This window comes from Pseudoalteromonas sp. SR41-8 (genome assembly GCF_014163915.1).
Classification (GTDB): Bacteria; Pseudomonadota; Gammaproteobacteria; order Enterobacterales; family Alteromonadaceae; genus Pseudoalteromonas; species Pseudoalteromonas rhizosphaerae.
In genome coordinates this window covers 82,052-107,828 of the sequence record NZ_JACJEE010000005.1, presented here as the reverse complement: position 1 = coordinate 107,828, position 25,777 = coordinate 82,052, and the positions used below count along the sequence as shown (strand labels likewise).

The following is a 25,777-nucleotide window of genomic DNA, read 5'->3' as shown; positions in this document are numbered from 1 at the left end:
AGCAAAAGCTGGCTTTGGGTTATTTGCGCTAAAAGCTTAAGTTGTTAATTTAGTTAAATTTTTTTATAAGCAAAAGTAACTCAGCGGTTGCGCTGGCATCAGCGAGTGCTCGGTGATGGCTTGTCAGGTTTAAGTCAAAATGCGCACTGAGATTACCTAAAGAGTATGATTTTAAACCAGGAAACGCTTTGCGAGATTCAACCACAGTACATAATTTGGGCATTTTAAAGTGGATACCTGCCATTTCACATTCTTTACGAATAAAGCCGTAATCAAAGTTTACATTGTGAGCCACAAAAATAGTGCCTTTTAGTTTATTAAGTAAAGTCTCAGCTATTTCAGTAAAGCGTGGTGCAGTTGCTACCATTGCGTCATTAATACCGGTTAAAGACACTATAAACTTAGGAATGCGCATTTGCGGGTTGATAAGTGTTGACCAAGTATCAATTACTTTGCCGTGTTGCATTTTAACTATGCCAATTTCGGTGATCCGATTGCCGCCTTTTAAACTACCAGTGGTTTCAATGTCGACCACGCTGTAAATACGATTGGGATCATTAACCCATTTTACGGCCGCAATGTGTACATTGAATCCATTACTTTTGAGGCAATCAATCGTTGTTAGCTGATTACGTCTTAATTTATCACCTGGGGCTTTTACTTCTTCAAAATGGAGTTTATTACCATTTAGCACCATCAAATCAGGGTAACCATCTTTAAGCTGCATAAAGCGCATGGTCATATTCTTTAAGTGACTTTTTAGCGCTGCTAATGAGCTATTTAAAATCAGCACTTCTAATGGTCGTAATAGCTCGTTATGCCAGCGAAACAGCCCATTAGCTTGCTCAAAATAACGGGCGGCACTTTTACAAACGTGTTTTAGTAAATCATCCGGTGTTTGCCAGTTTGCTAGTAGTGCTTCAATTTGTTGGTGTTGGGTATGATAAAAGCAGTCGGTTCTCAATGATTGTGGAAACATATCAAACTCATTGCAAGGTGGGGTGGGAGTATCTATATAAAGCTCGCGCCAAAAAACTAAACCAAAAAGGCTCTGCCAAAGCGTATTTTCGGTATAAAAAACAGTTAACCCTTGTTGAGTGTAGTGTTCTGTAACACCTTGCTCTACATCGTTTCGATAAACTTCGTCAATTTCAATAACACATTGCGTATCGGCGAGCATTGCACTTAAGCGAGAGCGAGTTTGCTTGTTAAATTTACGCATTAAAAAGTCATCAGCAAAATACAGTAAATCATCAGTGAGCGGATCTTCGATGATGGTTTCAAGCTGGATTTTTACCCACTCTTTATTACCTTGGCGGTATTGCTCGCGTATTTGTAATTCAGTTGCTTCAGCGCTATTTTCACAGGCATTTAAAAGTGTAAAACACAGCTCAATATTATATTTTTTTAGTTGTTGGTGAAGTCGTAAAAGGAGCTTGTTTTTAAGGTTGACTGCTAATGTACCTTCGGCCGGTTGATTAATAAGCTCAATAGCTAAAGCTTGATATTCGTCATCACTTTGCGCGCTTTTAAATGCCATGCGATAACGATTTAGCGCGTAGTTAGATTGCGCCTCTTCAAGTGTATCAAAGCGAGCTAAACTTACTGTATGGTTTTCTCGTGTGGTTCTTAGGCCCAAATCACGCAGTACAAAGCTATTTTGATGGTTAATATCACCTGTGCTTAAGCGGCCTATGTATAGAAATTCAAAGTATTCATACACAGCAAAGCGGTTATTAATAACAAACTGGTTATAAAGGCAGGTTAAATGTTCCGGCTTAGTAGCAAAAAAATCGCAAGTCTGTGCTACCAGTTGTGCTTTAGTGACGCTTTTTTTAATACTAGGTTGGATATCGAAAGGCGCGAGTAGTGCTAGCAATGCGGGTTTAGTTAGATGTGCGAGTACGTGTTGATAGTCGGTGTAATTTGGATGACTAATGAGCTGTGCTGTTTTTAGCTCTTCGAGTGCCAGTGCAGGGCTGTCTATTTCATTATAATTAAGTGTGGTGATTGCTACGAGTAAAGGTTTACGAGAATAAATGCGTGCCAGCATGCACTGGCCTTGCTCAGTAAGTCGGTTTGCTTTATTAATGAAATCGACGTGTTTTTGCTCTAATAAGTGTCTGCATTGAGTGTCGATAAATGTTATTAGCTCTTTAAAGTGGGCTAAATAATATTTTTCGGGTAATTCTTTTTTCATAACACACACCGTAACTGTATAAAAAAACAGTATCTAGCATTTGCTTTAAGTAATCAAGAGTCGGTTAGTTGTTTTAGAATATCAGCCATAACTTGATTGTTATATTGATGGACGATGCGTTGACTCTTAAAAAGCTGTGGTAATTCAATTAACAAAACGACGATGATTAAAAATACGCCAAAGCTATAAATAGTGAGTATGCCAATTAGCATCAGCGTTAAATTCACCGCACCACGTTGAAATCTACCTAAGTAAAAGTGGTGTAAACCTGCGGCAAAAAACCAATTCAGTACCGCATAAGTATCAGGGTCTTTAACGAGACGCTTTTCTTGCTGGTAAAATAGTTTACGCTGTTCAGGGGACAATGCATTTACTTCTGAACGAAGCTGCTCTTCTTGATCATTTAGTTGTTCTGATGTCATGGCATTAATAAGCCTCAAGGAAGTGGATCGGATTTTACGGTTACACAGTCGGGGTTATTGCAACGCCGTATTCTTTTTACGCCAATAAACAGACCTTTCACTAGCCCATATTTAGTAATTGCTTGATGAGTAAACTCTGAGCAGGAAGGACTGAAATTACAACTAATATTAAAATGTGTCTTAGCGCCGCCATTTTTTTGATAGCGGCGAATTGCACTAAGCGTCATTGCTTTAAGCACGGTTTCTGCCTAACGTTAAGATCACAGCTTCGCGTGACCAAAATAGCAAAAAACGTTTGCTTTCGATAACCTGAAATACCAGTTGCCAGCCATTTTGTGCTTCATCATTAAGTGTTGCTTCTAGCCTTTTAAGTGGTAACCCGCTCGAACCTAGCAGCAATGTGCCACAGCCACCCTCAACAACATGCAATACTTTATATTCATTAAAATTAGACATCGAGTTTCCTGTAGTTTGTTTTTTTGATAGATAATTCTGTGATTTTAAAAGTGATACCTGAGACTAAACAGATATGATTTTCAACCTAATATAGCTGATTTTTTTCGCATTTACTTAAAAAGCAGCTGTTTTTCGATTTTTTTCGCAACTTTTTTCTAAGCCGATTTATCAACGCTAGGACAGTTACTTAGGGTCACTTAGCTCTCTTCATTTTAGCCTATTCACAGTTTGTCAACCTTGAATTATCAGTTCCATTACTTTAACCTTTATTTTTATTGAACGTTCAATTAATAAAAATATGCCTAAAGTTGGAATGGAACCTGTCCGTCGTCAGCAGCTAATTGACGCTACTATTAGTTCGGTTGCTGAATTTGGCTTACAAGCAACAACCATTAATAGTATCAGTAAAAAAGCAGGATTATCGTCGGGCATTATTAGTCATTATTTTGGTGGTAAGCAGGGCTTGATAGAGGCCACTGTGCGTTATTTATTAACCAATCTAAAACACGAGCTGATCAAACAAGTAACGCCAACAACGACCCCTGAGCAAAGGTTAATGCTGATAATAGAAGCTAACTTTGCCAGATTACAACAGCGCAGCGATACCACTAAAACTTGGTTAAGCTTTTGGGCGCAATCGATGCACGATGTTCAGTTGCATCGCTTACAGAACGTAAATAGCCGACGACTTCTTAGTAATTTAGTCAGCTCATTTAAACAATTGATGGGTGATGATGAAGCCAAACTTGCAGCGCAATTATGTGCGGCAATGATCGATGGCTTATGGTTAAGAGCGGTACTAAGTAAGTCTGATCAAGATCAATTTGCACATTGTGAACAGCTAGCAAAAAACTTTGTATGTTCACTTATCAAACAGTATGGAGCTTAATGTGACAACACCTGTTTATCAAAACTTTATCAATGGTCACTTTTTAAAAAATCAAAGTGGCGAAACATTTGCAGTTAAAAACCCAGCAACAGATGACGTAATTTATTATGTAGAAGTGGCAGATGCGTTTATTCAAAATGCGGCTATTCAAAGTGCTAAACAAGGATTTGCTGCATGGTCAACTATGAGTCCGATTGAACGTAGTCGTATCTTACTAAAAGCGGTTGCATTATTGCGCGAGCGTAATGATTTACTTGCAAAAATAGAAGTGCTAGATACCGGTAAACCATGGCAAGAAGCCGAGTGTGTTGATGTGCAAACTGGCGCTGATGTAATCGAGTATTTTGCAGGGCTAGCACCTGCCCAAGTTGGCCAGCAGCAAATGGTTGGCGAAGATTTTTATTATACCCGTAAAGAGCCATTAGGGATTTGTGCCGGAATCGGTGCGTGGAACTACCCGCTGCAAATCGCTTGTTGGAAATCCGGCCCAGCTTTGGCTGCCGGAAATGCATTTATTTTTAAACCTTCTGAAGAAACGCCACTTGGCGCAATTAAGCTTGCCGAAATATTCATCGAAGCGGGTGTACCAGCGGGTGTGTTTAACGTGGTGCAAGGTGCAGCAGAAGTCGGCCAGTGGTTAACACAATCAGCTGATATTGAGAAAGTATCGTTTACCGGCGAAGTAGGCACAGGTAAAAAAGTAGTTGCTAGTGCTGCGGGTTCATTAAAAGATGTCACCATGGAACTTGGTGGTAAATCACCACTGCTAGTATTTGATGATGCCGATATTTCACAGGCAGTAAGTGCTGCAATGTTAGGTAATTTTTATACGCAAGGTGAAATTTGCACTAACTGCACCCGTATTTATGTACACAAAAATGTTTATCAGCAATTTATTGATGAGCTTAAAACACGCACTGAAGAAAATATTATAGCGGGCGATCCACTCGATCCTAACGTTAACTTTGGCGCATTAATTTCCAAAAAGCATCAACAATTAGTGATGAGCTATATCGATAAAGGCATCAGCGAAGGTGCAACGTTATTAACGGGTGGTAAAACGCTTAGCCCAGCCTCTGCACCAAACGGTTACTTTGTTGCACCAACGGTATTTATTGATTGCACTGATGATATGACGATCGTCAAAGAAGAAATCTTTGGTCCCGTAATGAGCGTATTAACGTTTGATGACGAAGATGATGTAATTCACCGTGCTAACGATACTCACTTAGGCCTTGCTGCAGGCGTGTTTACCAAAGATATTAAGCGCGCACACCGTGTTATTCATCAGCTGCAAGCAGGTATTTGTTGGATCAACAGCTACGGCAATTCGCCAGCAGAAATGCCTGTGGGCGGTTATAAGCAGTCAGGTATCGGTCGTGAAAATGGCATTGAAACACTTGATCATTACACCCAAACTAAATCGATTTATGTCGGTATGACTAATATAGAGAGCCCATTTTAATGACTGCACTAACGTATGATTACATCATAGTGGGTGCAGGGTCGGCGGGCTGTGTACTGGCTAATCGTTTATCCGAAGATAGCCGCAACCGCGTTTTATTATTAGAGACTGGCGGCAGCGATAAAAGCATTTTCATTAAAATGCCTACCGCGCTATCAATTCCGATGAATTCAGATAAATACGCGTGGCAGTTTCATAGTGAAGCTGAACCGCATCTAGATGATCGTCAAATGCACTGCCCGCGTGGCAAAGTGTTAGGTGGCTCATCATCTATCAATGGCATGGTGTATGTACGTGGCCATGCTAAAGACTTTGATGAATGGCAACAACATGGTGCACAAGGGTGGGATTATCAATCCTGTTTACCGTATTTTCAAAAAGCAGAATCATTCTATTTAGGTAAAAACGACTATCGTGGTGATAGCGGCCCTTTGGGTGTGAACAACGGTAACGAAATGGCGAACCCGCTTTATAAAGCCTTTATCAAAGCGGGCCAGCAAGCCGGATATGCAGCCACTGACGATTATAACGCAGCGCAGCAAGAGGGTTTTGGTCCAATGCACATGACCGTTAAAGACGGTGTGCGCAGCTCTGCAAGTCGTGAATATTTAGACCCAGTGAAGTCACGTAAAAACTTAGTTATTGTTACTGGTGCGTTGGCTGAAAAGGTGTTGCTTGAAGGCAAAAAAGCCGTTGGTGTGCAGTACAAAGTTAATGGCGATATTGTTAAAGCAAAGGCCAGTAAAGACGTTATTTTAAGTGCCGGTCCGATTGGTTCACCGCATTTATTGCAACTTTCTGGTATTGGCGACAGCGAAATACTTAAAGCAGCGGGTATCGAGGTTAAGCACCATTTACCTGGGGTTGGGCAAAATCTGCAAGATCACTTGGAGTTTTATTTCCAGTATAAGTGTAAGCAGCCAATTACCTTAAACGGCAAGCTTGGCCTTATTTCAAAGGGCCTTATTGGCGCGCGTTGGTTATTAAACCGCAGCGGTCTTGGGGCGACTAATCATTTTGAATCTTGTGCATTTATTCGCTCAAAACCGGGGGTTGAGTGGCCTGATATTCAATATCACTTTTTACCTGCGGCAATTCGTTATGACGGTAAAAGTGCTTTTGATGGCCATGGTTTTCAGGTCCATGTAGGGCATAACAAGCCTAAAAGCCGCGGTGCAGTAACAATTAAATCGGCTGATCCAACGGTTGCACCTAAGATCCAATTTAACTATTTACAGCATCAAGATGATATTGAAGGGTTTAGAGCCTGTGTGCGTTTAACGCGTGAAATCATTGAGCAAAGTGCGTTTGATGATTACCGCGATGGCGAAATCCAACCAGGTAAAGAGATTCAAACCGATGAACAAATAGATGCTTTTGTACGTCAGGCAGTTGAGAGTGCTTACCATCCTTCATGTTCATGCAAAATGGGTGAAGATGAACTGGCAGTAGTAAACTCAAACACTCAAGTACATGGCATTGAGGGACTGCATGTGGTGGATTCATCAATCTTCCCAACAGTTCCTAACGGAAATTTAAATGCGCCAACCATTATGGTGGCAGAAAAAGCGGCTGATCTAATTTTAGGTAAGCCACCACTTAGTAAATCGCAAGCAAAGGTTGCTGTTGAATCTCAATGGCAAACTGTGCAGCGTAGTTCGGAGATCTAACCAGGCCACCTGGGGTACATTTTGTACCTTGGGGCTTGCAGTGGCGCGCATCATAAGTTGTTTGTGGTGCGTTAATGCGAGACTAAAAACACGGAGACGTAATGATGTATTTTCATTTATTTTGGGGAGGGAATTATGACCTTATGGCTTAGCGCAGGCATTATTTTCACCCTACTAGCAATTGTTGCAATTTTAGTAAAATGGGGCAATGTAAAGTGTGTTGGCGTCACACCGGTAAGAACATTTACCTTTATCGCCATCTTATTTACATCAGGCTTAGATGTTGGCTTGATCATGTTTCCACTCACTGAGTTTGCAGGTTATGCAGACATAAAAGCAAGCCCAGAGTACGCGTTTGCCAATCCACTAGCTATCGAGTTTGGTTATTGGGGCTTTCTGATCTGGGGATTCTATTTCCTTACGTGCTTTTATTTCTGTGTAATAGAACCTAAAGTGAAATTTTTCGAAATTCCTTGGGTTAAATTAATCAATAATGTAGTTATTATTGGTACTTGTGCCTTCACCGCTTTCTTATTGCTCTCTAACCTACCTTGGTATTTACCTAGTCTTGGTGATGGTGAGTCGATTATTCCGTCATTTTATTTAATTGTATTCGCAGCTATTTGCTTTGCGGTGTATTCAAGCACCGATATTAAATATGTACGTTTTCTAAGTATTTCAACTACCTGGTTATTTATAGCACTAATTGGTTTTATGTGGTTTGGCGCATTTATGGGCGAAAATGGCCAAGTGTCAGATTTTACAAATAATTTAACGTTAATTGGTAGTTACTTTGGCAATATTAATCAGTTTGTACTGCCACTCAATGATTACCATGAGTTTTATTTATTTTGGTGGTTTGCGTGGAGTATTATGATTGGTCAATTCACTTCACGTTTTGTCGGTGGATTAAAAACCTATCAAGTATTGGGGGCAATGTTAATTTTCCCTTCAATCCCAATCGCAATTTGGTTTGGCGTGCTTTATCAGTATCACGAAGCAGGCATTGATACACAAGGGATCAAAAATATAGCAATGGTATTTGTTGGCGTAGTGTTTGTGATCAACTCGCTTGATTCACTGATCCGTTTATACACCGACAATATGGGTATGACGGTTAAACGTTTAGGTAAATTTAAATATATTGCGCTAAATGTTGTCGCTCTTTCATTATTAACCCTATTATTTAAGCAGAACTTTCTACAAATCCAGTGGGTCGGAGTGTTAGTGATTGGTTTGTTCTTTGCGTGTGCAGCCTATATTGCCTATAGCAAAGTTAAAACTGTGAGTAACATTGATAGTTCGCCGAAAGACAACAAAATTGACTACACAAAAATTGAATCAGCTAGCTAGATATTAGCTTATACAGTAGCGAAGGAATTAACATGACAACACAAAAAACATTATTAGCAGTCGCATTACCGTTTGCACTTTTTTCAACCTCAGTATTGGCTGATTGGTCAGCAACCGTAACCGGCGCATCAGATTATACCTTTAATGGTGTGAGCCAAACGCAAAACGACCCAGCGTTACAAGGTAGCCTTGATTATTCATTTGGCGAATCAGGCATGTATGCTGGCACGTGGGCGTCAAACGTTGACTTTGGTGACGACACAAATATTGAATGGGATGCTTACTTCGGTCGCTATGCGCAGTTAAATGAAGCGCTCAGTATTGATTACGGCCTTGCGTATTACAGTTACCATGGGCAAAGCAACTCAAGCGATGGTAACTACTTTGAAGCTTACACTAAATTTGGTTTCGCAAGTGAGTTAGGGCAAACAGAGCTTAACTTCTGGTATAGCTGGGATTATTTTGGTACCGGCGCAGGTCATGTGATTTCTATGGTTGCACACACCATTGAACTTGCACCTAATCACGCACTGCGTGCCAGCTTTGATATTTCAAATTCACTCGATGGCGATAAGTTCGCATGGGATACCGATGGTAAATCGTATAACCACTATCGTCTTGCTTATCAAACAAGTTTAGCGGGTTTTGATATTGAGGTAGCGGGCGAGAACACCAGCCTAGATATTGATACTGCAGATGAGCGTATTGTATTGTCGATAGGCCGTACATTCTCACTATAAGTGTTTTAAATTATTTTATTTAAACAGCAAAACGGCCATTAAAAAAATGGCCGTTTTTTATTTGTTATCCTCTTCAATATACCTAAGTATATCGCCTGGTTGACACTCTAGATGCTCACATATGGCATCAAGGGTACTAAAGCGCACAGCCTTCGCTCTGCCAGCTTTTAATACTGATAAATTCTGTGGTGTAATACCAATGGCTTCAGCCAGCTCGCTTGATTTCATTTTACGTGTTGCTAGCATGACATCTAAATCTATTATTATCGGCATCAAATCACAAGCTCTTGTTCTTGTTGTAATTGGTGTGCTTGTTTCATTACCCAAGCTATTACGTAAATTATAAGCCCAGCGAGTAACCCTATAATGTCGGTATCGCTGATGAATATAATACGGGTAAGCTCGTCGCTCGTTATAGTATTGATTAAGGTCACAAGCAAAGCAGGATAAATGGCAGTAATCACAAATTGTAGAAGTAACACACCACCGAGCCATGTGAAGCAACTAATATTTTTAGCGCTAAAAAACAGTCCCTTGCGATAAAGCGAAAACAAACGAAGTAAAATAATATTTATTATGATAAATGGCAGGACTTGGATTAAACCGAGCCAAACTAAAGCATTATAGTGATTTTCTGTTAATTGTTTAGCTGCGTTGCTCCATGAGCCATTGACTTCAAGACCTATCCACATATGAGCGCTACCTTCGACGCCTAAATTTAGCTCTGAGCTAGTGAATAACACCATACTTAGGGTGATCAATATAGTGAATAAGCTGAGTAATAGTAAGGTTAAAATGATATTGCTCATCCAAATTATTTTCTTCATTGTTATAAGCTGCTTGACGTTAATTGAGTTAATAATACCTCATAATGAGGCTTTAATTCAGTTCCATTTAGCGTATCGCCATGGTGTTTTCCAGATGCGATATATAATTGCTTTTGACTGGATGCAGCATGTTTGAATAAAGACTTTGCCAATGAGATTGGTGTTTGTGTATCATTTTCACCCGTTATAATTAGCAGCGGTGATTTATATTGTTTTACAATTTTAAGGTTATCAAACTCAAGTAAGCCATCAGAGTAGTTAATAGTGATAAAAGGTTTTGCGTACCAAGGAACTCTAGTGTCGGTCATTTCTTGAACATTAGTAATACTGCCTTCGAGTACTAAGCCATCAATGTTTCTTTTCGTTGTGACATAGCCTGCTATTACGCTTCCTAAAGAGTGTCCATGCAAAATAATTGGTTTGTTGTTAATGCGAGGATTCTGTTTTACGTAATCAAATATACTAAGTGCATCTTGCTTTAGGTTACTAACGGTAGGTGAGCCATCACTTTTTCCATAGCCACGATGATCAAACATCACTATATTTGTTTGTAGTGGCAATAGTGCCTCTAAGGGCTGTTTTGCAGCAATATCAACTCTGAACTGATTTCCCCCAAAGTAGACTATAGTGGCTTTAGCGTTTGCGACGGTTATAAGAGTTCCGCGAAGTTTAATGCCATCAAACGCTGTAATCTCAATAGGGTTTAAATTTGCTGTATTATTAATATTCTGGAGTGTGGTTAGATCAATCCCCTGATCTGGTTTAATAAAGTGTGACTCCTTAACTTCTATTGTTGTACATGCCGTTAGGATCAACAGGGTCATCGATAGCAAGAGGTTTAAACAGAGAGCTTTCATTTTAGTTCCTTTAAGTTAAAAAACTAAGATGCCATTAAAATGAACTTTAAACAATAAAAAATTATTGTTTTTCGATAATTTAAAATGCTGTTTATGAGTTTATTCTTCAGCAGCTAGAACTACCATGGGCAAATACTTTTAAATGGGCTGGGCGCCAATCACATGCCCTAAACTTTATTAACGACGAAGTTCAATTCAATGATTGGCCTTAATTACTATAAGTACCTAGCGGTTAAGTGATTTGCTCCCGCCATAGCTGTCGCATAGAGACTCATTAATACAAGCAGAGTTAAGCTGTCACCGTGGTCAAACATATAGTTTGCTAGGCCCATATTTAATCCAAACGTTAAGCATAAAATTACACTTAGTAAGTTTATGTTTTTGCAAATATTACCGATCGCAAAGCTAAGTAGTAAACCAGCAGCACAGGCTAACGAGTAACTTAAAGCATTAACTAGTAACAACTCTTGGTTAGCAAGAGTAAGCGCAGCTGCTGTGCTAAAACACAGTAAAGCTACGAGTGCTGCTAATTTTAAAACACTGTAACTAAGTGCGACTTTTGCGCTGTAGCTAGTGTTGTAAATTGGTAGGGTAAATAACAGCTCCCATGAGTTTTGCTTTTGTACTTTGCTCCATAAACTTAATGTAACAATCGCGAATAAATTCAGCGTTAAAACAAAAATGGCCTGCTCAGTGATATTATAAAATAGATTCGCCACTACACCGAAAAAACATAAAAGTGTAATTAAAATAAGGTATTGAGAGAGTCCAGAGCCAACAAAGTAGCTAAGAGGGAATAACCCTTTATTAATTGAGCTGCCGTAATTTGATAAAAAACCACTGGGAACTGGCGACCAACCAGATTGCAGACCATTACGATAATTTAGTAATGAATCGGGGTGCCATTTGTACGCAGATGTAAAGCTTTTATGAAATAACACGATAGCAATAAAAGCAACGACGTTAACGGGTATTAGCCAAACTGGCAGTTGCTCAATAAGCACACACACTAAGGTAGCTATAAAGAAGCTGAAATAGCAAACAGAGGTAAATAAATGGCTGAATGAGCGATTTAAAAACCAGATAATAATGCCAACAAAATTGGCCATCGTGAGCGTTGCTAATAGATTGATATTGCCCGCAATTATGATACTCAAGATAGAAATTAAGTTACTCAATATAATGAATACTTTACCTTGAAACATCACATGTTTACGGTAACCAACAACTAAACTCTGCCATTCAGTGGCTTGCAAGCGAATACTTTGCCAAGCTATCGCGCTGTACATACAAATAATTGAAAACATGATCATTAGTCCGATCAGATCTTCAATACCTGTAGCTATAAGGCATAGTAATGTCGTTATAATTGCAGCGATGAAATAACTGGCACAGCCGACGTCTTTTAACCAAAAACTGACAGCACCTTGATACCATGGACATTTACTGGCTTGCATCATCCATGTAACTCCACAAACAGCTGTTCAAGAGACAGTGTATTGATTGCTAGAGCACCAACAACAGTTTCACCTGTATAGCCATAAATAATGGCACAATTTTGCTGCCTGTTAAGTACCTTGTATGCACTGAGATCAATCGTCGACTCTTTAAAGCTGACTTTTCTAACGGTGTCGCGAATGACATCTAATTCGTCGAGTAACAGTAACTCGCCTTGTTTTATAAGTGCAATGTGGCTGGCGACGCGCTCTATGTCAGAGGTGATATGTGATGAAAATAAAATTCCGGAGCCCGAATCTATTGCTAAATCGAAAAGATCACTCATAAATTCGCGTCTAGCAATTGGGTCTAAGCTCGCCACCGGCTCGTCTAAAATAAGTAGCTGGGGTCTGTAGGCCATGGCCATAATAAGGGCCAAAGTTTGACGCTGGCCGATTGAGAGATCATTAATCGCATCCTTGCTATTCAATTCAAAGCGCGCGAGCCATTTTGCTTCTAATTGCATATCCCAATTTGGGTAAAAACTGCGATGTAATGCCAAAGCGTCAGCAATTTTAAAACCTTCATAACCAAACGTTTGCTGGGCGACATAACCAATTTTTTGTTTACTGCTGGTACTTAATTGATGACTTAATTCACCTAATGCTTGTACTTCACCCTCATCAGGCTTTACTAAACCCAGCGCGCTACGTAATAAGGTTGTTTTACCTGCACCATTTTTACCTAATAAACCAATCACCATGCCAGGCTCAACATTAAGGTTGATGTTGTTTAATATCAGACGTTGTTTGTAATGTTTAGAGACATTTTTATAGCTAAGAAGTGGTTGTGTCATTGTTATAATTCCCACCGTTTTTTTATTAGTTCGGTTAAAGTCGGTTGTGGCACATCGAGTTGTTTGGCTTGCTGAATAAGTTGATCGATAGCTTTAAAAAGTAAGCTCTCTTGTTGATCGGTTTGTTGTGCTGTTTTTTGTGCGACACGGGTTGCTTGGCCACGGCGTCGTTCTAACCAACCTTGATCCACTAATTGACCAATCGCTCTGGAAACTGTCATAGGATTAACAGCAAAGTGATCCGCTATTTTTCTCACGGACGGAAGCTCTTCACCTGCAGCTATTTGCTCACCTACAATTAAACGCACAATTTGTTCATGTAATTGCTTATAAATGGGATCGCCACTATTGGGGTTGACATTAATAAATTCTAGCATTACTCTTTCTCTACTGTATTAATACATTAATACACCGATACACTAAGTAATAAGTTATCACATTAAGTGTAAAATGCAAACAAGGGAAAAGTGATGAAAAGCATATCAAATTGTTTTAATAGACTGATAATTAAAGTGATGATGCCAACTTTAATGGTTGCATCAACTGCGTCATACGCAGAAAATAATCAAAATAACCAACCAAAACTGACGCCATGCTATATGGAAGGGCTGTCTGATCGATTGATGTGTGGCAGTATTGCTCAACCATTGTCAGATGATCCAAGCGAAGGGGAGATTGATATCCACTTTGCAGTTATACCTGCAATCAAGCCCAGTCATCCTGATGAAGCGGTACTTGGTTTTGCCGGTGGCCCGGGACAAGGGGCTATAGATTTAGCGAGAATATTTAATCATAACTTACGTTTTGCTCGCGAAACTCGTGACATAGTCTTGGTTGACCAGCGTGGCACGGGTTATTCACATCAATTGCAATGTGAAAGTGATGACCTAAAAACCCAGTTTGCTTTTAATGATGTGATTGCCGATCTTCAAGCCATGGGAGCAGAAGATACGCAAAAATGTAAAGCAAAGCTCAATATTGATTTGAGCAATTTTACTACGCCTGTTGCGGCAAAGGATTTTGAAGCTGTGCGTGTTGCTCTTGGTTATAAAGGCTTTCATTTATATGGGGTGTCATACGGCACACGTATAGCGCAAGAATACATGCGCCAATTTCCTAATGCTGTTTTAACGAGTACCTTAGATGGCGTTGTGCCAATGCAGCAAAGTCTGGCTGCCATAGGCGGAGCGGTTGATGGTTCACTGGCTGCATTATTCAAGCGCTGCGAAACTGATGCTTTATGCGCAGCCCAATACCCTAACTTAGCAAATAACTTTAATTCATTGCTTACGAGGCTTGAACAACAGCCTGTACAAACACAGGTTAGACACCCACGCACCAATGACCTTATTGATTTTACAATCACTAAAATGAAGCTTTACAGTGCGATACGATTTGCGCTTTACGGCCATGCACAACGTGCGATTGTACCAATGGTTATTGAAAAAGCACTAAGGGGTGACTATTCACCATTGGCTGGCATGATGGCGAATGTTGATTTAACACAATCTTTAGCAATGGGTATGCATAACGCCATCGTTTGTGGTGAAGATTGGCCACGCTTAACAACGCAAACCCGCGCTCAGTACAGTAAAACTTATATGGGCAAAGCAATGATTGCGGGGTTGGATATAGCGTGCCCAATTCTGAATGTAAAAGCCGTTGACGAAACATTTTATCAGCCGCTAAAAACCAGTACGCCAACGTTACTTCTTTCTGGTGGACGCGATCCTGCTACACCTGCAAGTTGGGCCGAGCTTGCGATGGTTGAGATGACAAATGCCACCCACTTAGTTGCACCGACTGCCACCCATGGCATTGGCTCACAAACCTGTGCGCCGAAAATCATTGCCAAGTTTATCGACCAGCAAAGTATGCAAGACATTGACAAAACCTGTATTAATGATGCAAATGACAAACCGTTTTTTATGAATATTAACGGCGTAGCCGTTGCCAATAGCCACCCAGCTGATGCAGCTAACAAGGAGTAAGTGATGATTAAAGTAACCAACCTAAATAAGAAGATTGGCGATGTTAATGCGCTAAATGGTTTAAGTTTTACTGCACAGGACGGCAAGATAACTGGCCTCCTAGGGCCAAATGGCGCAGGTAAAACCACTTGTTTACGCACCGTATTTGGATTGTTAAAGGCTGATAGCGGAAATGCTGAAATTGACGGCATTGATGTTGCCAAAGAGCCGATGGTAGCAAAGCAAAAACTAGGATTGTTTCCTGATCCGTGTGGCTTGTATGAGCGATTAACACCAAGGGAATACATTACTTTTTTTGCCCAGCTCAGTGGTCTCAATGCCAGTGATGCAAAACAAGCGACAATAGATGTGATAAATAAATTAGCTATGAATGATATTGCCGATCGCCGTTGCCAAGGCTTTTCGCAAGGCCAACGGATGAAAACCGCCTTAGCACAAGCCGTGGTTCATAACCCATCAAACATTATTTTAGATGAACCAACCCGTGGGCTTGATGTAATGAGTACCCGCATATTAAGAGAGCTGTTGCTGTTATTAAAGGCGCAAGGGCACTGCGTGTTATTTTCATCGCATGTTATGCAAGAAGTTGCAGCGTTATGTGATCACGTGGTGATCATGGCCAATGGTCAAGTGATTGCACAAGGTTCAGTGGCTGAGCTGTGTGAACATGCAGGTAAAGAGACATTAGAAGAAGCATTTGTCGCCTTAATTGGTAGTGATGAGGGGATTGCAGCATGATTAATTTATTAACAGTGTTATTTAAAAAAGAAGTGATGGATGCCAGCCGTGATAAACGCTCGATAATGGCGGGGCTGTATTATGCGATAGGTGCACCAATTGGTGTGTGCTTATTAATGAGTGTTTTGCTACAGCAATTAGCATCGCCTGAAGCACTAAAAATTAATATTGAAAATAGCGATAGTGCACCAGGACTTATTGCTCACCTTAATAGTCGTGATATTTTTGCCAGTACCGATGCTAATGAGCGTAAAGATATTACTTTATCAATCAGTGATGACTATCAACAAAAAATGAGCGAAGGGCGCCCAGCTACGGTAACGCTAATTGCAGATAAATCTGATGATAAGTTGCGTAAACATATCAACCAAGTTGAAAAAGCAATAGCATTGTACAGCTCTGAAATAGCGAGCCTGAGATTAGTCTCTCGTGGTGTGGATCCGAGTTTGATGCGTGCAATCGTGATTGAAGTACATGATCAAGCTACACCTGATTCAAAAGGTGGCATGATTTTGGGTATTGTCGTATTAACACTTATTTTAGCTTTATTTTACGCGGCGATGAATTTGGCAATTGATACCAGTGCGGGTGAGCGAGAGCGTAATTCTTTATCGTTATTGTTGAGTCATCCATTACATAGTTTACATATTGTGCTTGCTAAAATAGGCGCTATCACCACGTTTTCGATGTTAGGTTTAGTGGTTATTTTAGTTGTCTCTAAGTTTTCGTATGCAATGGTGCCGTGGCAGCAAATGGGCTTTAGCATCACTATTACCCCTGCGTTTATGTTATTTAGTATCGCGATATGCCTACCAATTGCGTTGATGTCGGCAAGCTTACAAGTGTTTGTGTCTTTTATGGCTAAGTCATTTAAAGAAGCGCAATCTTACGTCACTATGGTGTTATTTATCCCAATGGCGTTAAGCATGATAACTACTTATGATATTGCGACAGATAAGGTGCAGTGGTTGCCGATAGCAGCACAGCAGTTTGCATTAATGGAATTTATTAAAGGTAATCCCATTCCTATCCCGCAGTTACTGCTATCAACAGTGATCACACTGGTATTATGTGCAGCCTTTAGTTTTTTAAGCGCGCGTATGCTGAAAAGTGAAAAAGTGGTATTTGGCTTGTAAGCTATTGAGTTGGAAATGAATCAGCGACCTAAAAGGCCGCTGATTTATTTTTGAGGGATAACTGAGCTGTTTAGAAGCAGAGTAAGTTATTAATAGCAGTTTAAACAAGCAGCTTGGATAAAGTTTATAGCGTACCGTTGGATATAAACTTAGTAATTAGTTGTTGTTTCTTAAATGGGATTGCCACTGTTGCAAAGCAACACCTTGATATTAAGCCCTTATGAAACCGTAAGCTCTGCATTTTGAGGCGGTTTGGGTATCAGTGTTACGCAGCGAGATTTATAATGTCTCGCTGTACTCAGTCATGATCTGTTCAACCCAGTTAGCGATACGCTCATCACTGTGTTCGTATTGGCTGTCTTCATCAAGGGCTAAACCAACGAAGTGTTTGCCATCTTCGGTGAGTGCTTTAGAGGCTTCAAACTCATACGTGCTGTCGTTCGGCCACAATCCTAATAAAGTATATTGTTGGCTACTTATTTCATCATGTAACATACCAAGTGCATCTTGAAACCATTGACCATAACCTTGTTGATCGCCCATACCAAATAAAGCGATGGTTTTGCCATTGAGATCAACATCTTTAATGTCGTCCCAAATCGACTCCCAATCTTCTTGTAACTCGCCAAAATCCCATGTGGAGATACCAAAGATGATAAAGTCGTAATTTTCTGCATTTTTTAATGGTTCATCTTTGATGTTATGCAGGCTGACAATGTCTTGACCGATAATATCGCGAATTTTTTCTGCTGCTATTTCTGTATAGCATGTGGTAGAACCATAAAATAAACCAATTTGCATCGTATTTATCACTGTGTATTTGCCTGATATGATAGGCTGAAGTTTACCGTAAGGTATTATTAATTGATACCTTGATAACTATGAGAATAACTGTGACCACGTTACCTGATCATGAGTCATTAGACTCAGCCATTACAGATCACGACGAACTACTCGGTAATAGTGATTATCTTGAATCTTTTTTAGATAACCTCTATTTAGAACAACACGTAAGCGATAACACTTTATCTGCGTATCGCAGCGACTTGGATAAATTTTGCCACTTTTTAAAAGGTCAAGATTTGCTCACCGTGAGTGGCCAAGATATTGAAAGCTATTTAGCGCATCGTGTTGATTTAGGTTTAAAGCCTCGCAGTACGGCGCGCAGTATTAGCGCGTTAAAGCGCTTTTACCAATACTTTGTGCGTGAAAAACACATTACTGATTCGCCAATGGTAAATATTGCTCAGCCTAAAGCGGGCCTATCATTGCCGAAAACATTGTCAGAAAATGAAGTTGAAGCACTTTTGGCGGCGCCTAATGTTGAAGAGCCGATGGGATTGCGTGATAAAGCTATGTTAGAGCTATTATATGCAACGGGTTTACGGGTTAGCGAGTTAGTTGGGTTGCGTATTGAACAAATTAATTTGCGCCAAGCGGTGGTGTTTGTTAAAGGTAAAGGTAATAAAGAGCGTTTGGTGCCGCTTGGCGAAGAGGCTATGTATTGGCTGGAGCAATTTTTAAAAGTGGGGCGCGCGCAAATGATCAAACATGCCACCGATTTTGTGTTTCCGTCAAAGCGTGGAGTCGGTATGACTCGACAAACTTTTTGGCATCGTATTAAACACTATGCTATTTTGGCAGCAGTTGAATCGCCTTTATCGCCCCATACGTTGCGCCATGCGTTCGCAACACACTTACTAAATCATGGTGCTGACCTAAGGGTTGTACAGATGATGTTAGGGCATAGTGATTTATCAACCACACAAATTTATACCCATGTAGCTAATGAACGGTTAAAATTGGTACATCAGCAACATCATCCGCGCGCTTAGTGAGAATTTTTTCGTACTTCGGCGGTCTGAGTAGTTAAGAATTATCAGGATATAAGAGAACATTATGAAAAAGTTAGTATTAGCCGGTGCGATATTAGGCACCAGTATAAGTGCGTTTGCCAATGGCGTTGCAGCCATTCCTGATGCCAACGATCCAATCGTGACTAAGTTTGCAGAGCTAGGTGTTACTGTTAAGCAAATTAGCCCAAGCCCAGTGGCCGGTTTAAAAGAGTTGATCACTGATAAAGGCGTGCTGTATGCAAGCGCAGATGGTCAATACTTAATGCAAGGCACCTTGATTGATTTAAATAACCGTAACAATCTAACCGAGCAAGCGCTTAATGGCGTTCGTAAAGAAGGCCTAGCGCAATACGAAGACTCAATGATTGTTTACAAAGCTAAAAATGAGAAACATAGCATAACTGTGTTTACTGATATTAGCTGTGGTTATTGCCGTAAGTTACACCGCGAGCTTGATGATTTACTTGAAGCGGGTATTACCGTTAAGTATTTAGCGTTTCCACGTGGTGGTTTACAAGGCTCAGGCTATGCAGATCTAATGAATGTTTGGTGTGCTAAAGATCAACAAGAAGCAATGACAGCAGCAAAATCGGGCGCTGATACAAAAGTAATGGCCGGTTGTCATGCCCCAGTTGCAGAACATTATCAGCTTGGCCAAAGTTTTGGCATTAGCGGTACACCAGCAATTATTTTAGAAGATGGTACGATGATCCCAGGTTATCAGCCTGCGGCCGCATTAGCTGCTGCGTTAGACGCTAATAAATCGTCATAGTATTATGCTTTTTATAAAAAGGCCGTTAAGGCCTTTTTTTGTCTTTATTCCTTAATCTAAAAGTACCGCGCCTGCATGAAAAAATTAATTGTTGCTCGTGATCATCATGATGATTCACACCTGCCAAGCCATTTGCACCCTGTTATTAAACAAATTTATGCCAGCCGCCAAGTTAATCATGCCGATGAGCTAAATAATAGCGCAGCCACTTTACATGACTTCAAATTATTTAAAGACATAGATAAAGCCACCGCTTTACTTCAACATGCTCTGCGAGCGCAAAGTAAAGTGCTGATCGTGGGTGATTTTGATGCCGATGGCGCAACCAGCACCGCTACCTTAATGCAAGGCTTAGCGATGTTTGGTTTTGCTCATTTAGACTATTTAGTGCCAGACAGATTCAGCTTAGGCTATGGTTTAAGTCCCGCGTTGGCCGAGCAAATAGTCACTATGGCACCAGATCTAGTGATCACTGTTGATAATGGTATTTCCTGTATTGCTGGCATCGCAATTGTAAAAACCGCGGGCATTAAAGTGCTGGTTACCGATCATCACTTGCAAGGCGAACAACTACCCAATGCTGACGCTATCGTTAACCCTAATCGCCATGATTGTGAGTTTCCATCAAAATCAATCGCAGGAGTCGGGGTTGCATTTTATTTATTGATTGCGCTTAGAAGTGCATTGCGTGATGTTGGTCATTTTGCGCAGCAACCACCGCCTAACTTAGCCGATCTGCTTGATATTGTAGCGCTAGGTACGGTTGCTGATGTGGTGGCACTGGATGCCAATAATCGCACCTTAGTTCACCAAGGTCTAGCGCGAATTCGTAGCGGCAAAACACGCCCAGGTATTACAGCGCTGATTGAGGTCGCTAATCGTAACGCAGCGCGTTTAAGCGCCAGTGATTTTGGTTTTTCGCTTGCACCACGCTTAAATGCCGCTGGGCGTTTAGATGATATGAGTTTAGGCATAGCTTGCTTACTTGCTACTGATATCAATCAAGCGCGACGCATAGCCGCTGAGCTGGATAGTTTAAACCATGAGCGTCGAGAGATAGAGCAGGGCATGCAACTTGAAGCACAAGCCGTGCTAGATAAGCTTGCTTTTAGCGATGAACAAACACCTGATGCTATCTGTTTATATCAAGAAGACTGGCATCAAGGTGTGATCGGTATTTTAGCGGGACGTTTAAAAGAGAAATACCACCGCCCAACAGTAATTTTTGCTGGTGGCGACAACGGTGAAATAAAGGGCTCTTGCCGCTCGATTGAAGGCTTGCACATGCGTGACTTGCTTGAGCGCTTAAATACCTTGCATCCACATTTGATCAGTAAATTTGGTGGTCATGCTATGGCGGCCGGTCTGAGCATTAATGAGCAGCACTTTAGTGAGTTTAAACGTGAGTTTGAGCAGGCGGTAAGTGGGCAGTTAAGTGAAGAGCATAAACGCTGTATTATCTTAACCGATGGCGAGCTTGCTGATGACTGCTTTAGCATGGAGTTTGCAAATGTACTCAAACAAGCAGGGCCATGGGGGCAGCAATTTCCAGAACCCGTGTTTGAACACACTTTTGAACTCGTACAGCAGCGCATTGTTGGTGAAAAGCACTTAAAGCTGGTATTAAAACACCGTTCAGGGCGTTTGGTTGATGCTATTGCCTTCGGTATTGATGTGCGCGAGTGGCCTGATACTGAAGCGCGCTTGGTGAAATTGGCCTATCAGCTCGATATCAATGAGTTTAGAGGTAAATTTTCATTACAGTTAATTGTCCGTGAGCTGCAAAAAGTAGCTTAAAAAATATCTATTATCGATGCATAAAGTACTAATAAAACGCACGGTTTTTTGTTAAAATCGGGCGTTTTATTATTTAAAGCGAAATTTAAATAATTATTAGCATAATTTTACCTGGCGATTAGCCGCGTAAACCAGCCATTTTGGAGTAATGTACATGTTTGAAGTGAATCCTGTGATTAATCAAATCAAGGAAATTCGCGAACGTACTGAACTGCTTCGGGGGTACCTTTGACTACGCTCTTAAACAAGAACGTTTAGAAGAAGTTAACGCCGAACTTGAAGATTCAGCCGTATGGAATGAGCCCGAGCGAGCACAAGCACTAGGTCGTGAAAAGTCAGCATTAGAAGCGGTTGTTGAAACTATCGATAATCTAGTAACTGGTACTGACGATGTTGAAGGGTTGCTTGAACTTGCAGTTGAAGCAGAAGATGAAGAGACCTTCAATGAAGCACAAAGCGAACTGACAGACCTAAACGAACAGCTTGAAGGTTTAGAATTTCGTCGCATGTTCTCTGGCGCACATGACGCAAATGATGCTTACCTTGATTTACAATCAGGCTCAGGCGGTACAGAAGCTCAAGACTGGTGTAACATGTTATTACGCATGTATTTACGCTGGGGTGAAGCCAAAGGCTTTAAAGTTGAACTGGTAGAGGCCACTGACGGTGATGTTGCCGGTATTAAAGGCGCAACCGTGCGCTTTGTTGGTGAATACGCGTATGGCTGGTTACGTACAGAAACTGGGGTTCATCGTTTAGTACGTAAAAGCCCATTTGATTCAAGTGGCCGTCGTCATACCTCGTTTGCTTCTGCATTTGTTTATCCAGAAGTTGACGATAATATTGAGATTGATATTAATCCGGCTGATTTACGTATCGACGTATACCGTGCATCAGGCGCGGGTGGTCAGCACGTAAATACCACAGAATCTGCGGTACGTATTACCCACGTACCGACAAATACGGTAGTGCAGTGTCAGAACGAACGCTCTCAACATAAAAATAAAGCACAAGCGATGAAGCAGTTAAAAGCGAAGTTATTTGAGCTTGAGCTACAGCAGCAAAATGCTGAAAAGCAAACCCAAGAAGATGCCAAATCTGACATCGGCTGGGGCAGTCAAATACGTTCATACGTACTTGATGATGCGCGCATTAAAGATTTACGTACCGGCGTTGAAAACCGTAATACCCAATCGGTACTTGACGGCAATTTAGATAAATTTATTGAAGCCAGCTTAAAATCTGGCCTATAACCACCAAGCTAAAAAAGAGCTAAAAAATGACTGATCAAATCCAAGACGAAAATAAGTTAATCGCTGAGCGTCGTGGCAAATTAGACGCTATTCGCGCCAATTGCCCTGCTAACGGTCATCCAAATCAATTCCGTCGTGAGCATTACACGGCAGACTTACAGGCCGAGTTTGGTGATAAGAGTAAAGAAGAATTAGTAGAGCTTAACCATGTTGTGTCTATCGCGGGTCGTATCCTAGCTAAACGCGGACCATTCTTTGTAATTCAAGACATGAAAGGTCGTGTGCAAGCGTATGCATCAAAAGATGTCCAAAAAGATCTGAAAGAAAAATACGGTCAATTAGACACTGGCGATATCATTGGTGTTAAAGGCGCGCTTAATAAATCAGGTAAAGGCGATTTATACGTAGAAATGACAGAGTATCAATTACTGACTAAGTCACTACGTCCACTTCCTGAAAAATTCCATGGCTTATCTGATCAAGAAACTAAATATCGCCAACGTTATGTTGATTTGATCACTAATGAAGCAACCCGTGAAACGTTCCGTATTCGTTCACAAGTAGTTGAAGGTATTCGTCGCTTCTTAGCAGATCGTGACTTTATGGAAGTTGAAACGCCAATGCTACAGGTTATCCCTGGTGGTGCATCTGCGCGTCCATTCGTGACTCATCACAATGCCCTTGATATCGATATGTACTTACGTATTGCACCAGAGCTTTACTTAAAACGTTTAGTGGTAGGTGGTTTTGACCGCGTATTTGAAATTAACCGTAACTTCCGTAACGAAGGGTTATCAACGCGTCACAACCCAGAATTCACTATGATCGAATTCTACCAAGCCTACGCTGATTACATCGACCTGATGAACATCACCGAAGACATGTTGCGTACTGTTGCAACTAACGTATTGGGCAGCCCAATCGTTGTTAATACGACTAAAAACGAGAACGGCGAAGTGGTTGACTCAGTAGAGTATGACTTTGGCCAACCGTTTACCCGTTTAAGTATGGCGGATGCGATTTTAAAATATAATCCTGAGTTTGATGCTGCAGTATTCAATGATCCAGAAAATCACTTTGACGAATTAAAAGCGTACGCAAAGCAAGTGCACGTTAAAATTCCTGAAAATTGTGTTTGGGGCCCAGGTAAGTTCTTATGTGAAATCTTTGAAGAAACAGCAGAGCACATGCTTATTCAACCGACTTTCATCACCGGTTACCCGTGGGAAGTATCACCACTTGCTCGTCGTAACGATGAAAACCCATTTGTTACTGACCGTTTTGAATTCTTTGTTGGTGGCCGTGAGCTTGCAAATGGTTTCTCTGAGCTTAATGATGCACAAGATCAAGCTGAGCGCTTTACTCGCCAAGTGGAAGAAAAAGACGCCGGCGATGATGAAGCAATGCACTACGACGAAGATTACATTCGCGCGCTAGAGTATGGCCTTCCGCCTACGGCAGGTGAGGGGATTGGTATCGACCGTTTAGTGATGCTATTTACTGACTCATCAACAATTAAAGATGTTATCTTGTTCCCGCATATGCGCCCACAAGCTGACTAATGCTATGTTAGATTAAGTTGATATTATAAACGCCGCTTTAATAGCGGCGTTTTTGTGTCTGTAGCGGGTCCCGCCAATGGAAATTATACTGGCAATAATAAAATTTTAATTTTAACGTATTGAATTATGTGAAAATAAAAATTAATTATATAAAATCATCAAAATGAACGAGCATTATTTCTAAGTTTAGCTAAACTATTGACTGAAAAAACAGCATAAAGCATGGTTTTTTAAACTCACGTCAATCTAAAGGACTTATATAAACGGATTTTATATGAAAGATAATAAACCTGATTCACCCTCTGAAGTACTCAGTATTGAATTACAAAGAGAAACCTATTATCGAGCATGTATTGCTGAATTTCAGCAATTAGGCTACCAAGATCAATATCTCGAACAATTAACTGACGAATTAGTGCCTGTTCTCGGTGTATCCGCTGATATTAAAACCTCTTAATTTGATTAACGATTAAACAAAGTTGACTCTTTTTTGGCTGTTATGGGTGTTCTCTAACCATACAGTTACTTTAAACAAGAAAAGTGTTTGACATATTTTCTGAAATCTTTATTATACGCCCCACAAGACGGAGAGGTGGCCGAGTGGCCGAAGGCGCTCCCCTGCTAAGGGAGTATAGGGTTTGTAGCTCTATCGAGGGTTCGAATCCCTCCTTCTCCGCCATTTATTTTATAAATGGTTATCTTGTAAAGTAAAGAATGGGCGCATAGCTCAGCTGGATAGAGTACTCGGCTACGAACCGAGCGGTCGGAGGTTCGAATCCTCCTGCGCCCACCATACTTTACTTATTAGTAAGAAACTCGAATTAGAGTATAAAAAAGTGGGCGCATAGCTCAGCTGGATAGAGTACTCGGCTACGAACCGAGCGGTCGGAGGTTCGAATCCTCCTGCGCCCACCACTTTTTATTTACTACTGAGAGTTATATTAGTTATTGCATACTAATATGTCAGAGAAGACATTAAAATCAAAATAGAATGTGGGCGCATAGCTCAGCTGGATAGAGTACTCGGCTACGAACCGAGCGGTCGGAGGTTCGAATCCTCCTGCGCCCACCACTTTCTATTAGTGTTAATTTATAAAGAGCCCGACACATGGTCGGTTTTTTTATTTTTAAAATTCGTAATAAGCTTTGTTATTAATTAGCTTAATGCGTCAGTCAAAGTAAGACTTTAAAATCAAAATAGAATGTGGGCGCATAGCTCAGCTGGATAGAGTACTCGGCTACGAACCGAGCGGTCGGAGGTTCGAATCCTCCTGCGCCCACCACTTTCTATTTAAAGGTAACCGACGAGAGTCGGTTTTTTTATGCCTGAAATTTGCCTCATACTTAAAAGTATAAAACCACTAACCGAGTGGTCGAAGGTTCACTCTTTGAAGATACGTCCTGCGCTCACCACTTTCTATTACTATTAAAGTTAATAGAAGATAACCGACGAGAGTCGGTTTTTTTATGCCTGAAATTTGCCTCATACTTAAAAGTATA

Annotated in this window: 25 protein-coding genes and 5 tRNA genes; 19 read left to right on the top strand and 11 right to left on the bottom strand. The window is 40.8% G+C overall.

Annotation, left to right across the window (positions count from 1 at the left end; genetic code table 11):
- Positions 1 to 49: 49 nt before the first annotated feature.
- From H5162_RS05390 to H5162_RS05375, 4 genes are read right to left on the bottom strand one after another with little or no spacing between them, the layout of a single operon-like run.
- Positions 50 to 2,200: an exonuclease domain-containing protein gene (locus H5162_RS05390; protein ID WP_182777905.1), complete on the bottom strand. Its 2,151-nt coding sequence runs from the start codon at positions 2,198 to 2,200 to the stop codon at positions 50 to 52.
- A gap of 53 nt (positions 2,201 to 2,253) precedes the next feature.
- Positions 2,254 to 2,622: a TM2 domain-containing protein gene (locus tag H5162_RS05385; RefSeq protein ID WP_182777903.1), complete on the bottom strand. Its 369-nt coding sequence runs from the start codon at positions 2,620 to 2,622 to the stop codon at positions 2,254 to 2,256.
- A gap of 14 nt (positions 2,623 to 2,636) precedes the next feature.
- The gene (yidD, locus tag H5162_RS05380) at positions 2,637 to 2,849 is read right to left on the bottom strand and encodes a membrane protein insertion efficiency factor YidD (RefSeq protein ID WP_220493523.1); all 213 of its coding nucleotides are present in this window, start codon (positions 2,847 to 2,849) and stop codon (positions 2,637 to 2,639) included.
- 4 nt (positions 2,850 to 2,853) lie between these two features.
- A complete protein-coding gene (locus tag H5162_RS05375; RefSeq protein WP_145240804.1) occupies positions 2,854 to 3,078 on the bottom strand; it encodes a DUF4177 domain-containing protein in 225 nt (74 codons plus the stop codon).
- A gap of 298 nt (positions 3,079 to 3,376) precedes the next feature.
- Between H5162_RS05375 and betI the strand changes: the two genes are divergently transcribed.
- The 5 genes from betI to H5162_RS05350 all read left to right on the top strand — a co-directional run bounded on the left by betI (position 3,377) and on the right by H5162_RS05350 (position 9,195).
- Positions 3,377 to 3,967 (top strand): transcriptional regulator BetI, encoded by a 591-nt coding sequence (gene betI, locus H5162_RS05370; RefSeq protein ID WP_145240806.1) that lies wholly within the window; start codon positions 3,377 to 3,379, stop codon positions 3,965 to 3,967.
- A 1-nt stretch (position 3,968) separates the two neighbouring features.
- Positions 3,969 to 5,432 carry a betaine-aldehyde dehydrogenase gene (betB, locus tag H5162_RS05365; RefSeq protein WP_145240808.1) on the top strand — a complete coding sequence of 488 codons (1,464 nt, stop codon included), beginning with the start codon at positions 3,969 to 3,971 and terminating at the stop codon, positions 5,430 to 5,432.
- Complete coding sequence (gene betA / locus H5162_RS05360) at positions 5,432 to 7,102, top strand: choline dehydrogenase (RefSeq protein WP_182731142.1); 1,671 nt, start codon at positions 5,432 to 5,434, stop codon at positions 7,100 to 7,102. The genes betB and betA overlap by 1 nt, the downstream gene beginning before the upstream one ends.
- A gap of 135 nt (positions 7,103 to 7,237) precedes the next feature.
- The gene (locus H5162_RS05355) at positions 7,238 to 8,455 is read left to right on the top strand and encodes a BCCT family transporter (protein ID WP_145240812.1); all 1,218 of its coding nucleotides are present in this window, start codon (positions 7,238 to 7,240) and stop codon (positions 8,453 to 8,455) included.
- A gap of 32 nt (positions 8,456 to 8,487) precedes the next feature.
- Positions 8,488 to 9,195, top strand: a complete 708-nt coding sequence (locus H5162_RS05350; protein ID WP_182777899.1) for a TorF family putative porin — start codon at positions 8,488 to 8,490, stop codon at positions 9,193 to 9,195.
- A gap of 57 nt (positions 9,196 to 9,252) precedes the next feature.
- Here H5162_RS05350 and H5162_RS05345 read toward each other — a convergent pair whose 3' ends face one another.
- From H5162_RS05345 to H5162_RS05320, 6 genes are all read right to left on the bottom strand, one after another.
- Positions 9,253 to 9,468, bottom strand: a complete 216-nt coding sequence (locus H5162_RS05345; RefSeq protein ID WP_182731144.1) for a helix-turn-helix transcriptional regulator — start codon at positions 9,466 to 9,468, stop codon at positions 9,253 to 9,255.
- Positions 9,468 to 10,022 (bottom strand): DUF2975 domain-containing protein, encoded by a 555-nt coding sequence (locus H5162_RS05340; RefSeq protein WP_182731145.1) that lies wholly within the window; start codon positions 10,020 to 10,022, stop codon positions 9,468 to 9,470. The genes H5162_RS05345 and H5162_RS05340 overlap by 1 nt, the downstream gene beginning before the upstream one ends.
- Positions 10,023 to 10,024: 2 nt before the next feature.
- The gene (locus H5162_RS05335; RefSeq protein ID WP_182777897.1) at positions 10,025 to 10,879 is read right to left on the bottom strand and encodes an alpha/beta hydrolase; all 855 of its coding nucleotides are present in this window, start codon (positions 10,877 to 10,879) and stop codon (positions 10,025 to 10,027) included.
- A gap of 215 nt (positions 10,880 to 11,094) precedes the next feature.
- Complete coding sequence (locus H5162_RS05330) at positions 11,095 to 12,339, bottom strand: hypothetical protein (protein ID WP_182777895.1); 1,245 nt, start codon at positions 12,337 to 12,339, stop codon at positions 11,095 to 11,097.
- The gene (locus tag H5162_RS05325) at positions 12,336 to 13,172 is read right to left on the bottom strand and encodes an ABC transporter ATP-binding protein (protein ID WP_182777893.1); all 837 of its coding nucleotides are present in this window, start codon (positions 13,170 to 13,172) and stop codon (positions 12,336 to 12,338) included. The genes H5162_RS05330 and H5162_RS05325 overlap by 4 nt, the downstream gene beginning before the upstream one ends.
- A 2-nt stretch (positions 13,173 to 13,174) precedes the next feature.
- Positions 13,175 to 13,549: a GntR family transcriptional regulator gene (locus tag H5162_RS05320; RefSeq protein WP_145240826.1), complete on the bottom strand. Its 375-nt coding sequence runs from the start codon at positions 13,547 to 13,549 to the stop codon at positions 13,175 to 13,177.
- 93 nt (positions 13,550 to 13,642) lie between these two features.
- Between H5162_RS05320 and H5162_RS05315 the strand changes: the two genes are divergently transcribed.
- The 3 genes from H5162_RS05315 to H5162_RS05305 are packed head-to-tail and all read left to right on the top strand — an operon-like array spanning position 13,643 to position 17,037.
- Positions 13,643 to 15,163: an alpha/beta fold hydrolase gene (locus H5162_RS05315; protein ID WP_182777891.1), complete on the top strand. Its 1,521-nt coding sequence runs from the start codon at positions 13,643 to 13,645 to the stop codon at positions 15,161 to 15,163.
- 3 nt (positions 15,164 to 15,166) lie between these two features.
- Positions 15,167 to 15,901 carry an ATP-binding cassette domain-containing protein gene (locus H5162_RS05310; protein ID WP_145240830.1) on the top strand — a complete coding sequence of 245 codons (735 nt, stop codon included), beginning with the start codon at positions 15,167 to 15,169 and terminating at the stop codon, positions 15,899 to 15,901.
- The gene (locus H5162_RS05305; RefSeq protein WP_182759516.1) at positions 15,898 to 17,037 is read left to right on the top strand and encodes an ABC transporter permease; all 1,140 of its coding nucleotides are present in this window, start codon (positions 15,898 to 15,900) and stop codon (positions 17,035 to 17,037) included. The genes H5162_RS05310 and H5162_RS05305 overlap by 4 nt, the downstream gene beginning before the upstream one ends.
- A gap of 279 nt (positions 17,038 to 17,316) precedes the next feature.
- Here H5162_RS05305 and fldB read toward each other — a convergent pair whose 3' ends face one another.
- On the bottom strand, positions 17,317 to 17,838 hold the full coding sequence (gene fldB, locus H5162_RS05300; protein ID WP_149981789.1) for a flavodoxin FldB: 522 nt from the start codon (positions 17,836 to 17,838) through the stop codon (positions 17,317 to 17,319).
- Between the two features lie 80 nt (positions 17,839 to 17,918).
- Here fldB and xerD point away from each other — a divergent pair, with 80 nt between their 5' ends.
- From xerD to H5162_RS05245, 11 genes are all read left to right on the top strand, one after another.
- Positions 17,919 to 18,872, top strand: a complete 954-nt coding sequence (gene xerD, locus H5162_RS05295; protein WP_220491296.1) for a site-specific tyrosine recombinase XerD — start codon at positions 17,919 to 17,921, stop codon at positions 18,870 to 18,872.
- A 64-nt stretch (positions 18,873 to 18,936) separates the two neighbouring features.
- Positions 18,937 to 19,665 (top strand): bifunctional protein-disulfide isomerase/oxidoreductase DsbC, encoded by a 729-nt coding sequence (dsbC, locus tag H5162_RS05290; protein ID WP_145240834.1) that lies wholly within the window; start codon positions 18,937 to 18,939, stop codon positions 19,663 to 19,665.
- Positions 19,666 to 19,740: 75 nt separating this feature from the next.
- Entirely contained in the window at positions 19,741 to 21,462 is a 1,722-nt protein-coding gene (recJ, locus tag H5162_RS05285; RefSeq protein WP_182777889.1) for a single-stranded-DNA-specific exonuclease RecJ, read from the top strand.
- Positions 21,463 to 21,616: 154 nt separating this feature from the next.
- A protein-coding gene (gene prfB, locus H5162_RS05280) for a peptide chain release factor 2 (RefSeq protein ID WP_145240838.1) occupies positions 21,617 to 22,715 on the top strand; the annotation gives its coding sequence in 2 pieces (ribosomal slippage) (positions 21,617 to 21,691 and positions 21,693 to 22,715; 1,098 coding nt in all).
- 26 nt (positions 22,716 to 22,741) lie between these two features.
- On the top strand, positions 22,742 to 24,277 hold the full coding sequence (lysS, locus tag H5162_RS05275; RefSeq protein WP_182718004.1) for a lysine--tRNA ligase: 1,536 nt from the start codon (positions 22,742 to 22,744) through the stop codon (positions 24,275 to 24,277).
- A gap of 274 nt (positions 24,278 to 24,551) precedes the next feature.
- Complete coding sequence (locus H5162_RS05270; protein ID WP_145240843.1) at positions 24,552 to 24,734, top strand: hypothetical protein; 183 nt, start codon at positions 24,552 to 24,554, stop codon at positions 24,732 to 24,734.
- Positions 24,735 to 24,863: 129 nt separating this feature from the next.
- Positions 24,864 to 24,956, top strand: a tRNA-Ser gene (locus H5162_RS05265).
- Between the two features lie 37 nt (positions 24,957 to 24,993).
- Positions 24,994 to 25,070: transfer RNA gene (locus H5162_RS05260), tRNA-Arg, on the top strand.
- Between the two features lie 45 nt (positions 25,071 to 25,115).
- Positions 25,116 to 25,192: transfer RNA gene (locus H5162_RS05255), tRNA-Arg, on the top strand.
- 80 nt (positions 25,193 to 25,272) lie between these two features.
- Positions 25,273 to 25,349, top strand: a tRNA-Arg gene (locus H5162_RS05250).
- Positions 25,350 to 25,483: 134 nt separating this feature from the next.
- A tRNA-Arg gene (locus H5162_RS05245) sits at positions 25,484 to 25,560 on the top strand.
- Positions 25,561 to 25,777 lie beyond the last annotated feature (217 nt).